17 protein-coding genes, 1 tRNA gene and 1 pseudogene are annotated in these 19,974 nt (G+C 69.1%); 13 read left to right on the forward strand and 6 right to left on the reverse strand.

All coding sequences use genetic code 11. From position 1 onward, the window contains the following. Positions 1-120 precede the first annotated feature (120 nt). Positions 121-1,866, forward strand: a complete 1,746-nt coding sequence (locus tag SALPAC4_RS0119435; protein ID WP_027645084.1) for a CTP synthase — start codon at positions 121-123, stop codon at positions 1,864-1,866. Further along, positions 1,863-2,468, forward strand: a complete 606-nt coding sequence (locus SALPAC4_RS0119440) for an NUDIX domain-containing protein (RefSeq protein ID WP_018741676.1) — start codon at positions 1,863-1,865, stop codon at positions 2,466-2,468. The genes SALPAC4_RS0119435 and SALPAC4_RS0119440 overlap by 4 nt, the downstream gene beginning before the upstream one ends. A gap of 59 nt (positions 2,469-2,527) precedes the next feature. On the opposite strand, the gene SALPAC4_RS0119445 is transcribed toward SALPAC4_RS0119440, so the two are convergent. After that, complete coding sequence (locus tag SALPAC4_RS0119445; RefSeq protein ID WP_019871748.1) at positions 2,528-2,752, reverse strand: TM2 domain-containing protein; 225 nt, start codon at positions 2,750-2,752, stop codon at positions 2,528-2,530. 313 nt (positions 2,753-3,065) lie between these two features. On the opposite strand from SALPAC4_RS0119445, the gene ald reads away from it, so the two are divergent. The 9 genes from ald to SALPAC4_RS0119490 all read left to right on the forward strand — a co-directional run bounded on the left by ald (position 3,066) and on the right by SALPAC4_RS0119490 (position 11,355). Then, complete coding sequence (gene ald / locus SALPAC4_RS0119450) at positions 3,066-4,181, forward strand: alanine dehydrogenase (protein WP_018733365.1); 1,116 nt, start codon at positions 3,066-3,068, stop codon at positions 4,179-4,181. Positions 4,182-4,198: 17 nt separating this feature from the next. Next, the gene (locus SALPAC4_RS0119455) at positions 4,199-5,176 is read left to right on the forward strand and encodes a site-specific tyrosine recombinase XerD (RefSeq protein WP_019871749.1); all 978 of its coding nucleotides are present in this window, start codon (positions 4,199-4,201) and stop codon (positions 5,174-5,176) included. Positions 5,177-5,345: 169 nt separating this feature from the next. Next, positions 5,346-6,269, forward strand: a complete 924-nt coding sequence (locus SALPAC4_RS0119460; RefSeq protein ID WP_018733367.1) for a ParA family protein — start codon at positions 5,346-5,348, stop codon at positions 6,267-6,269. Between the two features lie 20 nt (positions 6,270-6,289). Continuing rightward, positions 6,290-7,348 (forward strand): segregation and condensation protein A, encoded by a 1,059-nt coding sequence (locus SALPAC4_RS0119465; protein ID WP_019871750.1) that lies wholly within the window; start codon positions 6,290-6,292, stop codon positions 7,346-7,348. Then, positions 7,341-8,141, forward strand: coding sequence for an SMC-Scp complex subunit ScpB (gene scpB, locus SALPAC4_RS0119470; RefSeq protein WP_019871751.1), 801 nt, complete (start codon positions 7,341-7,343; stop codon positions 8,139-8,141). Before SALPAC4_RS0119465 ends, scpB begins: the two co-directional genes overlap by 8 nt. Then, entirely contained in the window at positions 8,128-8,898 is a 771-nt protein-coding gene (locus tag SALPAC4_RS0119475) for a pseudouridine synthase (protein WP_019871752.1), read from the forward strand. Before scpB ends, SALPAC4_RS0119475 begins: the two co-directional genes overlap by 14 nt. A gap of 172 nt (positions 8,899-9,070) precedes the next feature. After that, positions 9,071-9,754: a (d)CMP kinase gene (cmk, locus tag SALPAC4_RS0119480; protein WP_019871753.1), complete on the forward strand. Its 684-nt coding sequence runs from the start codon at positions 9,071-9,073 to the stop codon at positions 9,752-9,754. After that, positions 9,751-11,154: a ribosome biogenesis GTPase Der gene (gene der, locus SALPAC4_RS0119485; protein ID WP_027645083.1), complete on the forward strand. Its 1,404-nt coding sequence runs from the start codon at positions 9,751-9,753 to the stop codon at positions 11,152-11,154. The genes cmk and der overlap by 4 nt, the downstream gene beginning before the upstream one ends. Positions 11,155-11,281: 127 nt before the next feature. Further along, positions 11,282-11,355 (forward strand) — tRNA-Pro (locus SALPAC4_RS0119490). A gap of 114 nt (positions 11,356-11,469) precedes the next feature. On the opposite strand, the gene SALPAC4_RS0119500 is transcribed toward SALPAC4_RS0119490, so the two are convergent. Continuing rightward, positions 11,470-12,258 carry a tyrosine-type recombinase/integrase gene (locus SALPAC4_RS0119500; RefSeq protein WP_019871755.1) on the reverse strand — a complete coding sequence of 263 codons (789 nt, stop codon included), beginning with the start codon at positions 12,256-12,258 and terminating at the stop codon, positions 11,470-11,472. A 61-nt stretch (positions 12,259-12,319) separates the two neighbouring features. Between SALPAC4_RS0119500 and SALPAC4_RS0119505 the strand changes: the two genes are divergently transcribed. Then, complete coding sequence (locus SALPAC4_RS0119505; protein WP_027644775.1) at positions 12,320-13,414, forward strand: IS630 family transposase; 1,095 nt, start codon at positions 12,320-12,322, stop codon at positions 13,412-13,414. Between the two features lie 22 nt (positions 13,415-13,436). On the opposite strand, the pseudogene SALPAC4_RS26850 reads toward SALPAC4_RS0119505, so the two are convergent. From SALPAC4_RS26850 to SALPAC4_RS0119520, 4 genes and pseudogenes are all read right to left on the reverse strand, one after another. Then, positions 13,437-13,877 (reverse strand): annotated as a pseudogene (locus tag SALPAC4_RS26850) (site-specific integrase); the annotation flags it as partial. Positions 13,878-13,880: 3 nt separating this feature from the next. Continuing rightward, positions 13,881-14,090: a helix-turn-helix transcriptional regulator gene (locus SALPAC4_RS0119510; protein WP_018724371.1), complete on the reverse strand. Its 210-nt coding sequence runs from the start codon at positions 14,088-14,090 to the stop codon at positions 13,881-13,883. Beyond that, positions 14,087-15,316, reverse strand: a complete 1,230-nt coding sequence (locus SALPAC4_RS0119515; RefSeq protein WP_019871757.1) for a TRM11 family SAM-dependent methyltransferase — start codon at positions 15,314-15,316, stop codon at positions 14,087-14,089. The genes SALPAC4_RS0119510 and SALPAC4_RS0119515 overlap by 4 nt, the downstream gene beginning before the upstream one ends. Then, on the reverse strand, positions 15,309-15,998 hold the full coding sequence (locus tag SALPAC4_RS0119520; RefSeq protein ID WP_019871758.1) for a hypothetical protein: 690 nt from the start codon (positions 15,996-15,998) through the stop codon (positions 15,309-15,311). The genes SALPAC4_RS0119515 and SALPAC4_RS0119520 overlap by 8 nt, the downstream gene beginning before the upstream one ends. Before the next feature lie 643 nt (positions 15,999-16,641). Here SALPAC4_RS0119520 and SALPAC4_RS0119525 point away from each other — a divergent pair. Then, positions 16,642-19,653: a tetratricopeptide repeat protein gene (locus SALPAC4_RS0119525; RefSeq protein WP_223874794.1), complete on the forward strand. Its 3,012-nt coding sequence runs from the start codon at positions 16,642-16,644 to the stop codon at positions 19,651-19,653. Positions 19,654-19,974 lie beyond the last annotated feature (321 nt).

Below are 19,974 nucleotides of genomic sequence, written 5' to 3' on the forward strand. Positions count from 1 at the left end.
GGCGGGTGCGCCGGGCGGCGGGACCAGGTGGGGTGTTAGCGTGGAATCCCGTGGATCGCGTGATCACTCTGATCAACACGGCGGTCTGCACGACCGCGACAGACGACACGGGAGCAGGCCTTGGCCCCTTCAGTACGGACGACCAGGCACATTTTCGTCACCGGAGGCGTGGCCTCCTCGTTGGGTAAAGGCCTGACTGCCTCCAGCCTCGGTAGCCTGCTTACCGCGCGTGGCATGCGTGTGGTGATGCAGAAGCTCGACCCCTACCTCAACGTGGACCCGGGGACGATGAACCCGTTCCAGCACGGTGAGGTCTTCATCACCGAGGACGGTGCCGAGACCGATCTCGATGTCGGTCACTACGAGCGGTTCCTCGACCGGGACCTGTCCGGGAAGGCCAACGTCACCACCGGGCAGATCTACTCGGAGGTGATCGCCAAGGAGCGGCGCGGCGAGTACCTGGGGGATACCGTCCAGGTCATCCCGCACATCACCAACGAAATCAAGTCGCGGGTGCTCGGGATGGCCGAACCTGACGGCGAGGGCCAGGTGCCGGACGTCGTCATCACCGAGGTCGGCGGGACCGTCGGCGACATCGAGTCGCTGCCGTTCCTGGAGGCGATCCGGCAGATCCGCCACGATCTGGGGCGGGACAACTGTTTCTATCTGCACGTCTCGCTGGTGCCCTACCTGGCGCCGTCGGGCGAGCTGAAGACCAAGCCCACCCAGCACTCGGTCGCGCAGCTGCGCAGCATCGGTATCCAGCCGGACGCACTGGTACTGCGCTGTGACCGGGAGATCCCGGACAAGGTCAAGCAGAAGCTCGCCCTCTACTGCGACGTTGACCTCGAGGCGGTCACCGCCGCCGCAGATGCGCCCAGCATCTACGACATCCCGAAGGTGCTGCACCGGGAGGGTCTTGACGCGTACGTGGTGCGTCGGCTCGGCCTCTCCTTCCGGGATGTGGCCTGGGCCCGCTGGGACGACCTGTTGGAGCGGGTGCACCAGCCCCGACACACGATCACCGTCGCCCTTGTGGGTAAGTATGTTGACCTGCCCGACGCGTACCTGTCGGTGAGTGAGGCGATCCGAGCCGCCGGCTTCGGGCACCGAGCCCGGGTACGGCTGAAGTGGGTGCCCAGCGACGAATGTGTCACCTCGGCCGGCGCGGCGGCCGCCCTGGCCGGGGTTGACGGTGTCGTCATCCCCGGTGGGTTCGGCGTCCGCGGCATCGAGGGCAAGGTCGGCGCCGCCCGGCATGCCCGGGAGAACGGCGTTCCGCTGCTCGGCCTCTGCCTCGGCCTCCAGTGCATGACCATTGAGGTGGCCCGGCACCTCGCGGGTCTGGACGGTGCGAACTCGTTGGAATTCGACGGGGAAGCCACCCATCCGGTCATCGCCACCATGGCCGACCAGGAGGACATCGTCGCGGGCCGGGGCGACCTCGGCGGCACCATGCGGCTCGGGGCATGGCCGGCGGTGCTCACCGAGGGGTCGATCGTCGCCGAGGCGTACGGCAGCACCGAGGTCAGCGAGCGGCACCGGCACCGGTTCGAGGTGAACAACGCCTACCGTGACGTGCTCACCAAGGCGGGCCTGCACATCTCGGGGACCTCGCCGGACGGCCGGCTGGTCGAATTCGTCGAGCTGGACCGCGACCTGCACCCGTTCTTCGTGGCCACCCAGGCGCACCCGGAGCTGAAGAGCCGCCCGACCCGCCCGCACCCGCTGTTCGCGTCCTTCGTGGCGGCGGCCCTCGCGTACGCGCAGGCTGATCAGCTCCCGGTCGACCTGGACGGTGCGGCGGAGGCGAATGCCGCCAGTAACGGTGGGGCCTCCACGGCACCGGCGGCGTCGGCCTCGTGAGCCCGGCCGGTCACCGTTACCAGGTGCGTTCGCGCGTCGAGCGGTACCGGGGTCGGATCTTCGATGTGGTCACCGACGAGGTGACCATGCCCGGTGGCGGCACCGCCCTCCGGGACTGTGCCCGACACCCGGGCGCGGTATCGGTGGTGGCCCTGGACGAGGCGGGTCGGGTGGTGCTGATCCGGCAGTATCGGCACCCGGTCGGCCGGCACCTGTGGGAGCTGCCGGCCGGGCTGTTGGACATCGCGGGCGAGGACCCGGCCGCTGCCGCCGGCCGGGAACTGGTCGAGGAGGCTGACCTGAACGCGGGTCGGCTCGATGTCCTGGTCGACGTGCACAGCTCACCGGGGTTCACCAATGAACTGGTCCGGGTGTTCTTGGCCCGTGACCTCACCGAGGTGCCGGTCGGTCGGCGGCACGGCCGGGCCGAGGAGGAAGCCGATCTTCAGCTCGTCCGGGTTGCCCTGGACGAGGCGGTGGAGATGGTGCTGGCTGGGGAGATCACCAACGCCGCGACGGTCGCCGGGCTGCTCGCCGCCGCTCGCGCCCGAGACGGGGGCTGGACGGCGCTGCGGCCGGCCGGGACACCGCTGCCACGCTGAATACGTATGTGAAAGGGGGGCCGCGCGCGGCCCCCCTTTCACATATACGGTGAAACCGGTCAGTCGCGCAGCGGCCGGCCTTGGCCGTCAACCCCACCCTTGATCAGGATCAGGACGCCGTCAACGACGCCCCAGATGCCGCCGATGCCGCACGTCACCAGGGTGACGATGAGCTGGAGTACGCCGATCTTGGTGTGGCCCATGTAGAACCGGCCGACGCCGAAGCTGCCGAGCACGACCTGCAGGACGCCCGCGACGATTTTGCTCTTATCGGACCCACCCATCGGGTGGGTAAAAGGAGTAGTCACGAGGGGACACAGTAATGATCCACATCAGCTGTCTGAACGGGGGATCAGTAGGTCCGGCGAGAAGTGGCGAATCTGGTCCCAACAGCGGAGTGTGCCGCCCCGCACCGGGCGGTTACCAAGATCGGCTTGACACATCGTCAGCGGGAGCACCGACGACATGTCACAGTGCTGGCTCCCGGACGGTCAACTCCGGCCTAGACTGCCGCCGGCGGGGTGAGCACCGCGGCAACGGAGCCGCTGTGACGCCGCGTAGCCGGGGCGAGCAGCCCTGGAGGAGGGGGTCTGCATCGTGAAGGTCGGCATCCCACGTGAGATCAAAAATCACGAGTACCGAGTGGCGATCACGCCCGCCGGCGTCAACGAGTTCGTCCGCGCCGGCCATCAGGTCTTCATCGAGTCCGGCGCCGGCGTCGGCTCCAGCACCAGCGACGAGGACTTCGCCGCCGCCGGTGCCACGATCCTCCCCACCGCGGACGAGGTGTGGGAGACCGCCGAGCTGGTACTGAAGGTCAAGGAGCCGGTCGCGGAGGAGTACCACCGGATGCGGCCGGGCCAGGTCCTCTTCACCTACCTGCACCTGGCCGCCTCCAAGGAGTGCACCGACGCGCTGCTGGACCGCGGGGTTACCGCCATCGCGTACGAGACCGTCGAACTGCCCGACCAGTCGCTGCCCCTGCTCGCCCCGATGTCCGAGGTGGCCGGGCGGCTCGCCCCGCAGGTCGGCGCCTACCACCTACAGGCCCAGGGCGGTGGACGTGGCGTACTGATGGGCGGCGTCTCCGGGGTGTACGCGGCGAAGACCGTGGTAATCGGTGCCGGCGTCTCCGGGATGAACGCCGCCGCGATCGCGCTCGGCCTCCAGGCCGAGGTGCTGCTGCTGGACAAGAACGTGGCCCGGCTACGTCAGGCCGACGCGATCTACCGAGGGCACCTGCAGACGGTCGCCTCCAACGCGTACGAGATCGAGCGGGCGGTGGTTGACGCGGACCTGGTCATCGGCGCGGTGCTGGTGCCCGGTGCCAAGGCGCCGACCCTGATCTCGAACGAGCTGATCGCCCAGATGAAACCCGGCAGCCTTCTGGTCGACATCGCCATCGATCAGGGGGGCTGCTTCGAGGACTCGCGCCCCACCACCCACGCCGAACCGACGTACCCGGTGCACAACTCCGTCTTCTACTGCGTGGCGAACATGCCCGGGGCGGTGCCACACACCAGCACCTACGCGCTGACCAACGTGACCCTGCCGTACGCCCTGGAACTGGCCAACTTCGGTTGGCGGGAGGCGCTGCGTCGGGACCCCGCCCTCGCGCTGGGTCTGAACACCCACGATGGTCAGGTCGTCTACGGACCGGTCGCCGACGCGCACGGCATGGCCACCCTGCCGCTGGCCGAGGTGCTGGCCTGACCGGCGGCGACGCAACCGTGGCGGCCGAGGCCGGACCAGATCCCGCGCCGGCCCTACGCCGCGCCGTCCGCGGCTACCTGGACCACCTCGCCGTTGAGCGGGGACTCGCGGCGAACACCCTCGCCTCGTACCGGCGGGACCTGGCCCGCTACCTCGACACCCTCGCGTCGAGTGGGGTGACCGACCTGGCGTCGGTCGCCCCGGGCCAGGTGGAAGCCCACCTGGCCCGGCTGCGCGTCGGGGACGAAGAACGCCCGCCCCTCGCGGCCTCCTCCGCGGCGCGGGCCGTCAGCGCCGTACGCGGACTGCACCGCTTCGCGCTGCGCGAGGGCCTGACCGGTGCCGACCCGAGCCGTGAGGTCCGCCCACCCGCGCCGCCCCGCCGGCTACCCCGGGCGCTGCCCGTTTCCGACGTGATCCAACTACTGGAGGCGGCCGGACCGGTCTCCACCGCCGGCGCGGAGGCGCCACTCGGGCTGCGGGACCGGGCGCTGCTGGAGTTCCTGTACGGCACCGGCGCGCGGATCTCCGAGGCGGTCGGCGCCGCCGTTGACGACCTCGACACCGACTCCGGCGCGGTACTGCTGCGGGGCAAGGGCGGGCGGAACAGACTCGTTCCGATCGGCGGGTACGCCGTGGCCGCGCTGCACGCCTACCTGGTGCGCGCCCGCCCCGGCCTCGCCGCCGCCGGCCGAGGCACCCCGGCGGTCTTCCTCAACTCCCGCGGCGGCCCGCTGTCCCGGCAGGGCGCCTGGGCCATCCTGCGCGGTGCCGCCCGGCGGGCCGGCCTGCCGGATGCCGGGCCGCAGGCGGTTTCCCCGCACACGTTGCGTCACTCCTACGCCACCCACCTGCTCGACGGTGGCGCCGACGTGCGCGTCGTGCAGGAACTTCTCGGCCACGCCTCGGTCACCACCACCCAGGTGTACACGCTGGTCACCGTCGAACGGCTACGGGAGGTGTACGCGACAGCCCACCCGCGGGCGCTCGGTTGATGGGTGTGACACGCCGGACCGGTGCTGAGCGGCCAGCTCGCCGGTGGCGTACAGTCAGGTCCGGCGCGGACCTGGCGGAAGTGACGCGGCCCAGGATTCGCGACGGCGTCGCGAAGGACGTCGGTCGGCTCCGACGCCGGTATGGTCGTCGGGAGGGGGCAACGAAGACATGGTTGGCAACGGTGGCCGTGCCGAGACCTGGACCTCGGAGCTCCGCGAGCAGCAGTCCACACTCGGTAATGACCTCGGTCCGGCAGATCCGGCCGCGTACACGACGCGGAAGCCGATCCCCGAACCGATGCCGACCGATCGGCACGGCCCCGCCCGCATCATCGCGATGGCGAACCAGAAGGGCGGTGTCGGCAAGACCACCACGACCATCAACCTGGGCGCCGCGCTGGCCGAGTATGGTCGCCGGGTGCTGCTGGTCGACTTTGACCCGCAGGGCGCCCTCTCGGTCGGCCTGGGGGTCAACCCGCACAACCTCGACCTGTCGGTCTACAACCTCCTCATGCAGGACGACGTCACCTGTGACGATGTGCTGATCAAGACCGATGTGGCGGGACTGCACCTGCTTCCGGCCAATATCGACCTCTCCGCTGCCGAGATCCAACTGGTCAACGAGGTCGCCCGGGAGATGGCGCTGGCGCGGGTGCTGAAGAGCATCCGGAAGGAATACGACTTCATCCTGATTGACTGCCAGCCCTCCCTGGGCCTATTGGCGATCAACGCGCTGACCGTCTCCCACGGCGTGCTCATCCCGCTGGAGTGCGAGTTCTTCAGCCTCCGTGGGGTGGCCCTGCTGCTGGACACAATCGACAAGGTTCGCGAGCGACTCAATTTCGACCTGGAGCTCGAAGGCATCCTCGCCACCATGTACGACAGCCGCACCACCCACTGCCGCCAGGTGCTGCAGCGGGTGGTGGAGGCTTTCGGCGACAAGGTCTACCAGACGGTGATCACCAAGACCGTGAAGTTCCCCGAGTCCACCGTCGCCGGGGCGCCGATCACCACCCTCGACCCGGCCTCCTCCGGCGCGCGGAACTACCGGCAACTCGCCCGCGAGGTGATCGCCGCCCAGGCGGAGCGGTAGACCGAAAGTAGGGCGCCCAGGTGGTGGACTACGGTTTGCCGGTGACCGCACCGCCCCTCGACCAGCCCACGCCCGCCGGGGCCAGCGACCCCGCCCGCGGTGGGGAGGAGACCAGCGGCTTCACCGTTCGGTTGGCCAACTTCACCGGCCCGTTCGACCTGCTGCTGCAGCTGATCAGCAAGCACAAGCTGGACGTCACCGAGGTGGCGTTGCACCAGGTCACCGACGAGTTCATCGCCTACCTGCGGGCCCTGGGCGAGCACTGGGATCTGGACGAGACCAGCGAGTTCCTGCTCGTCGCCGCCACCCTGCTCGACCTCAAAGCGGCCCGGCTGCTACCCGCCGCCGAGGTTGAGGATGAGGCGGACCTGGCCCTGCTGGAAGCCCGGGACCTGCTCTTCGCGCGGCTGCTGCAGTACAAGGCGTACAAGGAGGCGGCGGCGCACATCGCGGTGCTCGAGGAGACCGGCGGGCGGCGGTACCCGCGGGCGGTGACGCTGGAGCCACGGTACGCGCAGGCCCTGCCCGACCTGGTGTTTGGGATCGGCCCACAGCGGCTACGGGACCTGGCTGCCCGGGTGTTCACCCCGAAACCGCCGCCCGAGGTGTCCATCGCGCACGTGCACCGGGTCCGGGTCAGCGTCCGGGAGCACGCCGAGATCATCGCCGAGCGGTTACGCCGGGCCGGCACGGCCACGTTCACCGGGCTCTGCGCGGACTGCGAGGCCCTCCTCGAGGTGGTGGCCCGCTTCCTCGCCCTGCTGGAACTCTACCGGGAAGGGCTGGTCGCCTTCGCCCAGGAAGAGGCCCTGGAAGAGCTGACCGTACGCTGGACCGGCCCCGTCGATGGCGGGGGTGACCTGGATATCGACGAGTACGCGGGGAGCCGCTCCACCGCCGGATCCGACGAGGCTGGCCCGGTCGACTCCGGCCCGTTCGACTCCGGCGCGGCCGGCGCTGGCCCGGCCGACTCCGGGTCCGGAGGGGCAGCGCCACCCCCGGCGACCAGGTCGTACCCGGCAGGGTCGGCGCCACCCGGCGGAGGGCCGGCTACGACAGAGGACAAGCGAGATGGGTGACGAGGAACACCGGGACTCCCTGGCCGACCAGGCCGCCGCGTGGATCCCGCCATGGGAACGCCACCGCGAGGCAACGACCAAACCGGTCGCGGAGGCAGCAGCCGCTGCCGCCTCGGACGGGGGAGACCCCAACCCCGAACCGCCCGGTGCTGGTGCCGAAGCGGGTACCGGCGCTGGCCGGGAGTCGGCACCCGAACGGGGACGGTCCCACAAACGGGGGCCGGCCCCGCCCCCCGCGTTGGTGCTCGACGACGCCGAGCTACACGGTGCCCTGGAAGCGATCCTCCTGGTCGTGGACGAGCCGGTCGCCGAGATGACCCTCGCCGACGTACTGGAGCAGCCGCTCGAACGGGTCCGGGCGATGCTGCACGCCATCTCCACCGACTACACCACCCGCGGGCACGGCTTCGAGCTGCGCCGAGCGGCCGGCGGGTGGCGCCTGTACACCCGGCCGGAGTACGCCGGGTACGTGGAACGGTTCGTCCTCGACGGCCAGACCGTACGGCTGACCCAGGCCGCGCTGGAGACCCTGGCCGTGGTCTCCTACAAGCAGCCAGTGACCCGATCCCGGATTTCCGCCATCCGCGGTGTGAACTGCGACGGGGTGATCCGTACCCTGGTCTCCCGCGGGCTGGTGGAGGAGTGCGGCACCGAACCGGAAACCGGTGCCCACCTCTACCGGACCACCACCCTGTTCCTGGAGAAGCTCGGCTTGGACAGCATCACCGACCTGCCGCCGCTCGCTCCGTTCCTCCCCGACGATGTGGAAGACCTCGCCGATGCCTCGCGATAACCGCGCCCCGAAACCCGACGCGCCCGTCTACACCGGCCCGGAACGCCTCCAGAAGGTGCTCGCCGCCGCCGGTGTCGGATCTCGACGTGCCTGCGAAGACCTGATCTTCCGCCGGCGGGTGACAGTGAACGGCCGGGTCGCCCAACTCGGGGACCGGGCGGATCCGACCTCCGACACCATCTACGTCAACGGCGAGCGCCTCCAGGCCGACATCCGGCTGGTCTACCTCGCCATGAACAAGCCCCGGGGCGTCGTCTCCACCATGGCGGACGAGAAGGGCCGGACCGCCCTCGCCGACTTCCTCGGCAACCGGGTGGAAGAGCGGGTCTACCACGTCGGACGCCTCGACGCGGACAGCGAGGGCCTGCTGCTACTCACCAACGACGGCACGCTCGCGCATCGGCTCATGCACCCCTCCTTTGGGGTGCCCAAGACGTACCTGTGTGAGGTGTCCGGCCCGATCCCGCGGTCGCTGGGCCGGCGCCTCGCCGCCGGCGTCGAGCTGACCGACGGTCCCGCGACGGTGGATGCGTTCCGGGTGGTGGACACGCTGGGCAAAACCGCCCAGGTGGAGGTAACCCTGCACGAAGGACGCAAGCACATCGTGCGGCGCCTCTTCGATGCGGTCGGCCACCCGGTGACCCGGCTGGTGCGTACCTCGATCGGGCCGATCCGGCTCGGGGACCTCCGCGCCGGACGCACCCGTCGGCTCACCAACGCGGAGGTCGCCGCGCTGTTCAAGGCCGTCGGCGACTGACGGCGGCGGTGGCGGGTACCGCAGCCGGTAGGCTCCGTGCGGCCCGCTGCGCGGGGGCGGTCGCTCCCGGAGGTGCGGCACCAGGGGAGCGCACCGTGCCAGGCATCATTGTCGGCGGGCGGACACCGCTTGCGGGTATGGACCCGCGAGGTACGGACTGAGGAGGACTGCGGTGGAGGAAAACGTACGGACCGGGCGCTGCGTGGTCGCTGTGGACGGGCCGTCCGGTTCGGGTAAGTCCACCGTTTCCCGGCGACTCGCGATCGCCCTGGGCGCCCGCTACCTCGACACCGGCGCGATGTACCGGGCGGTCACCTGGGCGGTCCTCCGCTCCGGAGTTGACCTGGCCGACCCGTCGGCCGTGGCCAAGGTCGCGGGGGAAACCGAGCTCGGCATCGGCACCGATCCCGAGGGATACGGCGTGACCGCCGACGGCGTACCCATCGAGGTGGAGATCCGTGGACCCGAGGTGACCGGGGCGGTCTCGGCCGTGGCCGCCGTACCGGCGGTCCGCTCGATGCTCGTCAACCGGCAGCGGGACCTCGCCGCCACCGCCGGTCGGATCGTGATCGAGGGGCGCGATATCGGTGCGGTAGTAGCCCCGAACGCCGACCTGAAGGTCTACCTGACCGCGTCCGCGGCCGCCCGGGCAGCCCGACGCAGCACCGAGGACGCCACCGACGTGGGTCAGACCGCCGCCGACCTTGCCCGCCGGGACCGGTTGGACTCGACTCGCAAGGCCGACCCGATGACGCAAGCCCCGGACGCCGTGGTGCTGGACACCACCGAACTCGGCATCGACGAGGTCGTCGCGCGGATGCAGGAGATGCTGGCTGAGCGGGGTGTGGGTCGATGAGCGAGCCAACCGGTTGGGTGGGGTGGGACGCCCCTGAACTCGACGCCGAGGAGGTCACGGCCCCGCAGCCGGTGGTGGCCGTGGTGGGCCGGCCCAACGTGGGAAAGTCGACGTTGGTAAACCGACTGATCGGGCGTCGGCAGGCCGTCGTTGAGGACGTACCCGGGGTGACCCGGGACCGGGTGCCATACGACGCGCAGTGGAACGGCCGACAGTTCGCCGTAGTCGACACCGGCGGCTGGGAACCGGATGCGAAGGACCGTGCCGCCGCCATCGCCGCCCAGGCGGAGTCGGCCATCACCACCGCCGACGTGGTGCTGTTCGTGGTCGACGCGGTGGTGGGCGCCACCGACGTGGACGAGGCGGCGGTGAAGATGCTGCGCCGCAGCGCCAAGCCAGTGATCCTGGTGGCGAACAAGGCCGACAACAGCTCCATCGAAATGGAGGCATCCGCGCTCTGGTCGCTCGGTTTGGGGGAGCCGTATCCGATTTCGGCGCTGCACGGCCGGGGCGCCGGCGAACTGCTCGACCTCATCCTGGACCGGCTACCGGAAGCACCCAAGATCGTCGAGGATCGTCCGCGCGGCCCCCGTAGAGTCGCCCTCGTCGGCCGGCCCAACGTCGGCAAGTCCAGCCTCCTCAACCGCTTCTCCGGGGAGATCCGGGCAGTCGTTGACGCGGTCGCCGGCACCACCGTCGACCCGGTGGACAGCCTGGTCGACATCGGCGGTGAGGCCTGGCAGCTCGTTGACACCGCCGGCCTACGTAAACGGGTCGGCCAGGCCAGCGGCACCGAGTACTACGCGAGCCTGCGTACCGCCTCCGCGATCGAGGCCGCCGAGGTCGCGGTGGTCCTGCTCGACGCCAGCGAGGTCATCAGTGAACAGGACCAGCGGATCCTGTCGATGGTCACCGATACCGGCCGGGCCCTGGTCATCGCCTTCAACAAGTGGGACCTGGTGGACGCCGACCGTCGGTACTACCTGGACCGGGAGATCGAGCGGGAACTGCGCCGCATTCCCTGGGCCATCCGGCTGAACCTCTCCGCCCGGACCGGACGCGCGGTGGAGAAGCTCGCTCCGGCGCTCCGGCGGGCACTGGCCAGCTGGGAGACCCGGGTACCGACAGCACAACTCAACGCGTGGCTCACCGCGCTGGTGCAGGCCACCCCGCACCCGGTGCGCGGGGGACGGGCACCGAAGATTCTCTTCGCCACCCAGGCGGGAGCGGCGCCGCCACGGTTCGTCCTGTTCACCACGGGCCCACTGGACGCGGGCTACCAGCGATTCGTGGAGCGCAAACTCCGGGAGGAGTTCGGCTTCGAGGGCAGCCCGATCGAGATTTCCGTCCGCCCCCGCAAGAAGGTCGGACCCGGCGGTCGCGGCAAAGCCCACGGCTAACTGTCAGCCCACCCACCCTCCCGGCCTGACCGGGAGGGTGGGTGCTGACACCGAGGGGTGGATACGGGCAACGGAAAGATCGTGCGGTAGGCTGTACCGGCTGTCGCGGGGAAGCCGGCGAGAGCATCGGGACGTGGCGCAGCTTGGTAGCGCACTTGACTGGGGGTCAAGGGGTCGTCGGTTCGAATCCGGCCGTCCCGACAGAAATGAAGCCCTGACCAGCGAAGATGCTGGTCAGGGCTTCGACTTTCTTCGATGAGATTGTGAGCCGTCCCCCGGAAACCCCCCGATTACTGGGGGCGGCAACCAGGTTTGTCATCCATGTTCATCGTCGTGCGTCGTGCGTCGTGCGTCGTGCGTCGTGCGGTGTGGGGACGTCCGCCCGTGGTCAGCGCCGAGCCGCTCGAGGACGTCGGAGACGTCCGGTGCTTGGAGGGGTTTGGCGATGTAGTACGTGTCGGTGACGTCTTCGCTGGAGTGCCCAAGCTGTGCTGTGGCGCTTTTGGTGTCTGCTTCTTCCTTGATGAGAGTGGCCACGGTCTTGCGGAAGGTGTGGGGGGTGACCCAGGCGAGGTCGGTGTCTGCGCGGGCTTGGCGCCATTGCCGGCGAACGTTGTTGGGTGATAGCCAGGTGCCGCGTCGAGAGGCGAAGATCGCGTTGTGAGGGTTGTCAGCGGCGATGACCTTGCGGGCTAGGAGCATGCCGACGGCGAATCGGGGCAGGGTGATCATTCGGTAGCCGGCGTCGCTTTTGGTCCAGGGCTGTCGGAAGAAGCCTTTGCCTTTGACGAAGACCAGTGTGCCGCAGATCGTCAGTGTGGGACGTTCGGCGGCCAGGTTCAGGTCTTCCCAGCGTAGGGCGAGTATCTCCCCGATGCGGGCCCCGGTGGCGAGCATGAGGTCGACGATGTCGGCTAGGTCGCCGGTGTGCCGCGGTCCGGGTTTGCCGGGTACTGGTTGCTGCCATTGGCGAATTGCTGCCCGGACGGTTTGGAGGTTTTGGTCGGTGAGGGCGACGACCTTACGGCGAGGCTTGCGGATTCGGCTGGTGTCGCGGACTGGGTTGGTTGGGATCGCGCCGTGACGTACGGCCAGAGCGAACATCTGGCCTAGTGTCCCGTGATTCTGTTGCCTTTACGTGATGTGGGTGTGGTTCGCTGGTGGGGTGGAGTTGACGTCGGACGAGCGGGCCGAGCTTCGGGCATTGATCAACAGTGGTGAGGTGTCTGCGGCGGTCGGGGCGCGGGCGCGGATCGTGTTGTGGAATGCCGAGGGCCGCCAGAAGAAGGACATCGCGGCGTTGGCCGGGGTGTCGCGTCCGACGGTGGACCTGTGGCTGGGCCGGTACGCCGCCGAGGGCGCCGCCGGCCTGTTCAGCCAGCGGCCCGGCGGGGGACGGGAGCAGGTGCCGGCCCGGATCAGGGCGCGGGTGCTTGCGTTGACCCGGATGAGCCCGCCGACCGAGACCGGTCTGTCGCACTGGTCCAGCCGGGAGATGGCCGCCTACGTCACCCGCACCGAGCGGGTGCCGGTCTCGCATCACTGGGTGGCCAACCTGTGGCGTGAACACGGACTCAAACCACACCGGTCCGGCACGTTCAAACTGTCGCGGGACCCGGCCTTCGCGCAGAAGGTCTTGGACATCGTGGGCCTATATCTGGACCCGCCCGGCGGCGCGGTCGTGCTCAGCCTGGACGAGAAGACCCAGATCCAGGCCCTCGACCGGACCCAGCCGCTGCTGCCGATCGAGTTCGACGCCACCGAGAAACGCACCCACGACTACGTCCGCCACGGCACCACGAACCTGTTCGCCGCCCTGAACATCGCCACCGGCGAGGTGATCGGCGAGTGCCGCCCGTCGCGCAACGGCGAAGAGTTCCTGGCCTTCCTACGCAAGGCCGTCAGGCCACACCAGGGCAAGGACGTCCACGTGGTGCTGGACAACCTGTCCACCCACACCACACCCGACGTCCTCGCCTGGCTGGAGAACAACCCCCACGTGCACTTCCACTTCACCCCGACCGGCTCCAGCTGGATGAACCAAATCGAGACGTGGTTCGGCATCATCACCCGCCAGGCCATCCGCCGCGGCACCTTCTCCTCCGTCCAGGTCCTGATCCGCTCCATCCGCGACTACATCACCACCTGGAACGCCAACCCCCGCCCGTTCCAATGGACCGCCACCGCCGAGGAGATCCTTGCCAAAGTCCAACTCGTACAGACCAGCGTCAAGAAACTCGTCGACAACAACGCCAAGTAAACCCATCAGAATCACGGGATACTAGGGCAACCTTGACGCCTTTGGCTGCTGAGGGACGGTCTCTTGCGATGTCGCGCAGGAACCGATCGAGACGCCCGACGCTGGTTTCACGGATGCGGAGGTCGCCGAGGGCGGGCAGGATGGCTGTTCGTGTGCTGGTTTGGTATCGCTGGACGGTCTGTGGTGCGATTCGTTCCTCACTGGTGATTTCTTCGATCCAAAGTTCGATAAGTCTGCTGATGCGAGTCTCCCGGGTGATTTCGTCGTCGTTGGGTGCGATGCGGTCACGTAGCTTGGCCTGCAATGCTCGGGTGGCGGCGGGGCCGGTGGCGCCGGTGGCTTCGGCGTCGCGGGTTTTGCCGTCGTAGTCGCGGAATCGGGCTCGGGCGCGGTGCCGGTTGGGTCCGAGTTTCTCGGTGCGGATGGCACCCCAGGTGCCGACGGGTAGTGGGGGGCGGGCCATGAGTTAGCGCTCCGGGTCGGTGTGGGCGTCGAGCCAGCGTTCGATTTCGGTGCGTCGGTAGCGCAGGGTGTTGCCGACGCGGATGGCGCGTGGTCCTTTGCCTCGGCTGTGCCAGGCGTAGAGGGTGTTTTTGGGTTTGCCGAGCCAGGCCGCGACGTCGTCGATGGTCAGCAGTGGGTCGGGCTGCCACCCGGCGGCGGTCGAGGCGTTCATCGCCGGCCTGCCGTGTCGGGCCCATCGGTCGGTCGGCGCGGGCGGTCGTGGGCGGTGGGTTGCCGGTCGGTGGTGGTGTCGGGCTGTTCGATGCCCGGTGTGGGGTGTGCGTAGGGCGGGCACGGGTGGGGTGTCCTTTCGGTGTCCCGGCCCGGGTGGGGCCGGGTGTGGGTGGCGCTGCCGTCGCCGGTGTTGGCGGTGGCGGGGTGCGCCGGGTGTGCCCGTCGATCCATCCGGGCGGGGGTGGAGGGATCAAGCCTGTGATCGGGGTGGATGGTGGTGGGGGCGTGCCTGCTGTGTATGGAGTCGCGCCGGGTGTTCCGTGGCTGGCTGACCCGAAAGACGATCACGTCTTCGTGCTGGACGAGCCACTGTGGGTCGCCGAGGTCGATGGCGTCGCCGACGTTTTTGATTTGGAAGAAGGAGGCGCGGGGAATGAGCCGGCCGTTGCGGACGCCGGCTATGAGGGCGACGCATTCCTCGACGAGTTCGAGTCCGGCGGTGCGTCCAGCGGCGACGATCATGCCGGGGACGTCGATGAGTTCGCCGTGGCGGCGGTAGGGGCGGGCGGTGATGACGAGGTGTCCGCCGGGTCGTAGGACGGTTCGGCAGCCGATGAGGATGTCGGTGAAACCGGTGGCGAGGGTGTCGTGGTCGCGGTAGGCGAGGTTGTCGCTGGTGCCGTAGCGGTGGTGAACCTTTTGGATCTTGCCGTGTCGGGGGCCGGGGGTGCGGACCTGGCCGTGGGTGGAGGACCCGTATGGCGGTGAGGTGACGACGAGGGCGACCTTGCCGTGCATCTGTGGTGGCAGCAGGGCGGGTAGCTGCCGGGAGTCGCCGGTGTAGACCCGTCCGGTACCGGGGGCGCCGCGTCGTTCGGCGAGGGTGAGGTTGACCGCTGCGAGGGTGGCCCATCGCTGTTCGTACTCGATGCCGACGCCGTGGCGGTCGAGGTGCATGGCTTCGACCATGGTGGTGCCGATGCCGGCCATCGGGTCGAGCACTGTGTCGCCGGGGTCGGTGTAGGTGGTGATGGCGTAGCGGGCGATGGTGGGAAGCATCTTGCCGGGGTGGGTGATCGATTCCGGGGTGTAGCGGCCTTTGCGTAGTTCTCGGGAGGGCTGCTGCCCGGTCGCCCACACCGATCCGGGGTAGCCCTGGCCGAGTAGCTCGGCTGTGGCAGAGCAGCCGGTGACGGGACGATCGGTTGACGAGAACTTAGACATTGGCGGCCTCCGGAGTCATCGACGCGAACACAAGAAGGTCTCGGTGTGCCCGTACGTGGCGCCCGGCGTGCAGTGGTGGGCGGGGCGCGGGTCGGGCGCCGGTGCGTGGCTCGGTCTCGGGCAGCGGAACCAGGACCGCCGGGATGTGCTGGTGGTAAAGCAGCCCGGCGGCGCGCGCGGCGCCGATGACCGCCGAGCGGTGCCCGCACGCGTTCACCTGCGGTCCGGTCGTGAGTAGGACGAGGAGGAAGCCACCGGGACGCAGCAACGTCTGCCAGGCTCCGATGGCCTGGCTGAGGTCGTTCGGGTCGCGGCTGTCGATATCTAGGCTCGGCAGGGTCGCTAGGACGAGTCCGGCTTCAGGGCGGGTGTTGCGGGCCGGGTGTCCGTCGAGGGTTTCGGGCCGCACGTGCGGGTGTTTACCGTTGGTGACGGCGAGGCCGGGTCGGCGGTGTAGGTGTTCGGCGGCGGCGGTAACGGTCGGGTGGCCGTCGAGGTCGAGGACGGTGTCGCCGTGGCGGGTGTAGCGGGCGAGCAGGTGGGCGACGTGGTCGGGGTGGATGCCGTACCAGTCGGGTAGCGGCCGTCCGGCCGGGTTGGTGGGTCGGCGGGTGTGGGTCGGGGTGAGTAACAGGGCGACGGGTGCCGGAGGGCGGGTGTGGGGGGTCTGGGTCTGCGGCATGGGGCGTATGGGCCGTGTCCGCCGACGAGCGCTGACACATAGAGATACAGGTTTCGAGGCTGGTTTGGACATCGAACCCGGGGCGCGCAGGACCGCCGCGCCGGTGAAGTTTGTCAGGGGTGTGGTGATGCAGCTTCGTGGCCGGAGTCGTCCATGATGGTGTGATGGCTGATGGGGCTCGGGTGCGCGGGTGGGTGGCGGCGGTCGTTGCGGGTTTGGGTGTCGCTGGGGTGGGGGGTTTCCTGGCCGTGCAGGGTTTGGATGATGCGAGCAGGTGGGCTGGGGTGTTTGGGCTGTTCGTTGGTCTGGCGGGTTTAGGTGTAGCGGTGGTTGGGGCGGTGGGTGCCCGCCGGCAGGCGGGTGGGCAGCAGGTGGTCGATGCGGCGGTGGGTGGTGGGGTTACCCAGATTCGTGGGGTCGGTGGTGATGTGAGGGTCGACTCGGCCGCGTCATGCGGGTCTCCGGGTTCGGGGGCTCCCGGGCGGCCGGTTCCTCCGTTGGGGGCGAGGGGTGCAGATGGGGGTGGGCAGTCGTTGATGCGGTCGTCGGTTGCGGGTTCGGTGGAGCAGGTCGGTGAGGTCAGCGGCGATGTTGAGGTGGATCGGTGACCCGCTGGTGGAGGCCGCCGGGCGGTGGACAGTCGGTGACCCGAAGCGTGGTCTTCGGTGATGTTGTGCAGGTCTACGGCGCTGGCGGGGAGGTGGTGGTCAGTCGGGATCGGCCGCCGTACCGGGTCGCGGTGGCTGATGTTCGGCCGGTGCCGGTGAATGTGGAGCGGGCGCGGGCGCAGCCGAGTCGCTTGTTGCTGGCCCAGCATCAGATCGTGCCGTTCGCCGGTCGTGAGGGCACCCTGGAGCGGCTGTCTGGCTGGATGGATGGTGGCGAGCCGGTTGCGGCGTTGCTGGTGCACGGGACGGGTGGGCAGGGCAAGACCCGTCTCGCCGGGCAGGTTGGTATCGAGTGCGCCGCCTCTGGATGGATGGTGTGGCGGGTCACCCAATCCCCGCTCCCGGCTGCTACCAGCGGGATGGTGTCGCAGGTTGGGCTATCTGGTGGTGGGGTGCTGGCGGTGGTGGACTACGCCGACCGGTGGCCGGCCTCGGCGTTGCTAGCTTTGCTTACTCAGTTGCGGGATCTGCACGCGCAGGTGGGGGTGCGGGTGCGGGTCCTGCTGCTGGCCAGGTCGGATGGCTACTGGTGGCCGGCGGTGGCCGACCGCGCCGACAGCGACCTTGGTATCGAAGCCGGTGGGATGCGGCTGCCGCCGCTGGCCGATGACAGCGTTGATGACCGTGCGAACCTGTTTACCGCCGCTGCTGGCCGGTTCGCCGCCGCGCAGGGCCTTGCGACACCGCAGGCGGGTTGGCCGGTGCCGGACCTGGACGCCGACGGGTTCGGGCAGGTCCTAGCGGTACACATGGCGGCGCTGGCCGTAGTCGACGCGCACCAGGATGGGAAAGCTCCACCCACCGACCCGGGCGCGGTGTCTGAGTATCTGCTGCGCCGGGAACAGGCGTACTGGCAGCAGCTACACGCTCGTAGCGAGGCGCCGGTGTCCAGTTCGCCGGAGGTGTTGCACCGCGCTGTCATCGCCGCGACCCTGACCGGTTCGCTGGCCCGCCCACACGCCCGACAAGCACTCACGCAGGCCCGATTTTCGGACAGTGGCACGGCAGCGGACCAGATCATCGACGACCACCGCGTCTGCTACCCGCCGGCCGACGCCCGAACCGTGTTCGAGCCGCTGCATCCCGACCGGCTCGGCGAAGACCTCATCGCCCTGTCCACTCCCGGGCATGACGGTAGCCGGCTGGCACGCGACTGGACCCCCACCGCGGTCACCGCCCTGCTCACCGCAGGCGGGTCTGCGCCGGTCTGGGCCGCACACGGGGTCACCGTTCTCGTCGAGGCCGCCTACCGTTGGCCGCACATCGCCACCGAGGTGTTGTATCCGCTGATCCTCACACATCCGCAGGTGGTGATCGCGGCCGGAGGAGCCACCCTCACCCGGCTGACCGGCATCCCTGGCCTTGAGCCGGCCGTCTTGGAAGCCCTCGAACCTCTGCTACCCGCCGGTCGGCATATTGACCTCGACATCGCCGCCGCCGTCATCACCACCACCCTCACCCGGCACCGTCTGACCCACACCATCGACCCCGCTGCCCGTGCCCACCTACACAACACCCACGCCATCCGCCTCGCCAACGTCGGCCGGTGGGAGCAGGCTCTAGCCGCAGCCGAGGAAGCCGGCCGCATTTATCGTGGACTGGCGGAGGCTAACCCGGACGCCTACCGGCCCAACCTCGCGATGTCGTTGACCAATCTCGGTATCTGCCTGTCGGAGTTGGGTCGGTGGGAGCAGGCTTTGGCCCCGGCCGAGGAGGCCGTCAGCATTTACCGTCGGCTGGCGGAGGCTAACCCGGACGCCTACCGGCCCAACCTCGCGATGTCGTTGACCAATCTCGGTATCCGCCTGTCGAGGCTGGGTCGGCGGGAGCAGGCTTTGGCCCCGGCCGAGGAGGCCGTCAGCATCTACCGTCGGCTGGCGGAGGCTAACCCGGACGCCTACCGGCCCAACCTCGCGAAGTCGTTGACCAATCTCGGTATCTGCCTGTCGGAGTTGGGTCGGCGGGAGCAGGCTTTGGCCCCGGCCGAGGAGGCCGTCAGCATTTACCGTCGGCTGGCGGAGGCTAACCCGGACGCCTACCGGCCCAACCTCGCGATGTCGTTGACCAATCTCGGTCTCCGCCTGTCGGAGTTGGGTCGGTGGGAGCAGGCTTTGGCCCCGGCCGAGGAGGCCGTCAGCATTTACCGTCGGCTGGCGGAGGCTAACCCAGACGCCTATCTACCCGGCATGGCCGGATCGTTGACCAATCTCGATATCTGCCTGTCGGGGCTGGGTCGGCGGGAGCAGGCTTTGACCCCGGCCGAGGAGGCCGTCAGCATCTACCGTCGGCTGGCGGAGGTTAACCCGGACGCCTACTGGCCCGACCTCGCGAGGTCGTTGACCAATCTCGGTATCCGCCTGTCGAGGCTGGGTCGGCGGGAGCAGGCTTTGACCCCGGCCGAGGAGGCCGTCAGCATCTACCGTCGGCTGGCGGAGGCTAACCCAGACGCCTATCTACCCGGCATGGCCGGATCGTTGACCAATCTCGGTATCTGCCTGTCGGGGCTGGGTCGGTGGGAGCAGGCTTTGACCCCGGCCGAGGAGGCCGTCAGCATTTACCGTCGGCTGGCGGAGGTTAACCCGGACGCCTACCGGCCCAACCTCGCGAGGTCGTTGACCAATCTCGGTATCCGCCTGTCGAGGCTGGGCCGGTGGGAGCAGGCTTTGACCCCGGCCGAGGAGGCCGTCAGCATCTACCGTCGGCTGGCCGAGGCCAACTCCGATGCTCTTCTCTCCGATCGGGCGAGATCCTTGTGGATGTACGCCTGGGTGTGTGTGAAGGCGCAGTTCAACTTGCGGCAAGCCCTGGAGTCGGTCACAGAGTCCATCGACCTCTATCGGCCCTTAGTGCAGCGGCTACCGCAGGTGTTCGGCGGACTGCTACTCGCAGCGTATCGGACGCGGGTCGATGTCCTGGATGGTCTTGGCTGCACCGCAGAGGCGAACGACCTGCGCCGGTGGCTCGACGGGCGACCGGAGGCGGGCTGACGCGTGGTGACGTTCGCTTCCGGGAAACGTCTCTAACGCTGCAGTGGCCCGGCCCGCTGGCGGTCGCGCGGTGTGCTCTCGCTGCTGACACCTTGCTTGCGAGACCGCACGACCTTGGGGATGGGACTTTCGGGAATCGGGTGTCGAGGGCTGGCCTTCAGCAAGATCAATCGGTTGAAGTTGCGGGTCAAAATCCCGCGCGGTCGGTGATTCTGTGTGACTGCGAGCGCCGGCGGCGCCGCCCGGCTGGCCGCAGTCACCTGTAACACGATCACGGTGGCCTATAACAAGATCACTGTTCAGGTTGATGGGGGGCCACGA

The sequence above is a fragment of the Salinispora oceanensis genome (genome assembly GCF_000383575.1).
Lineage (GTDB): Bacteria > Actinomycetota > Actinomycetes > Mycobacteriales > Micromonosporaceae > Micromonospora > Micromonospora oceanensis.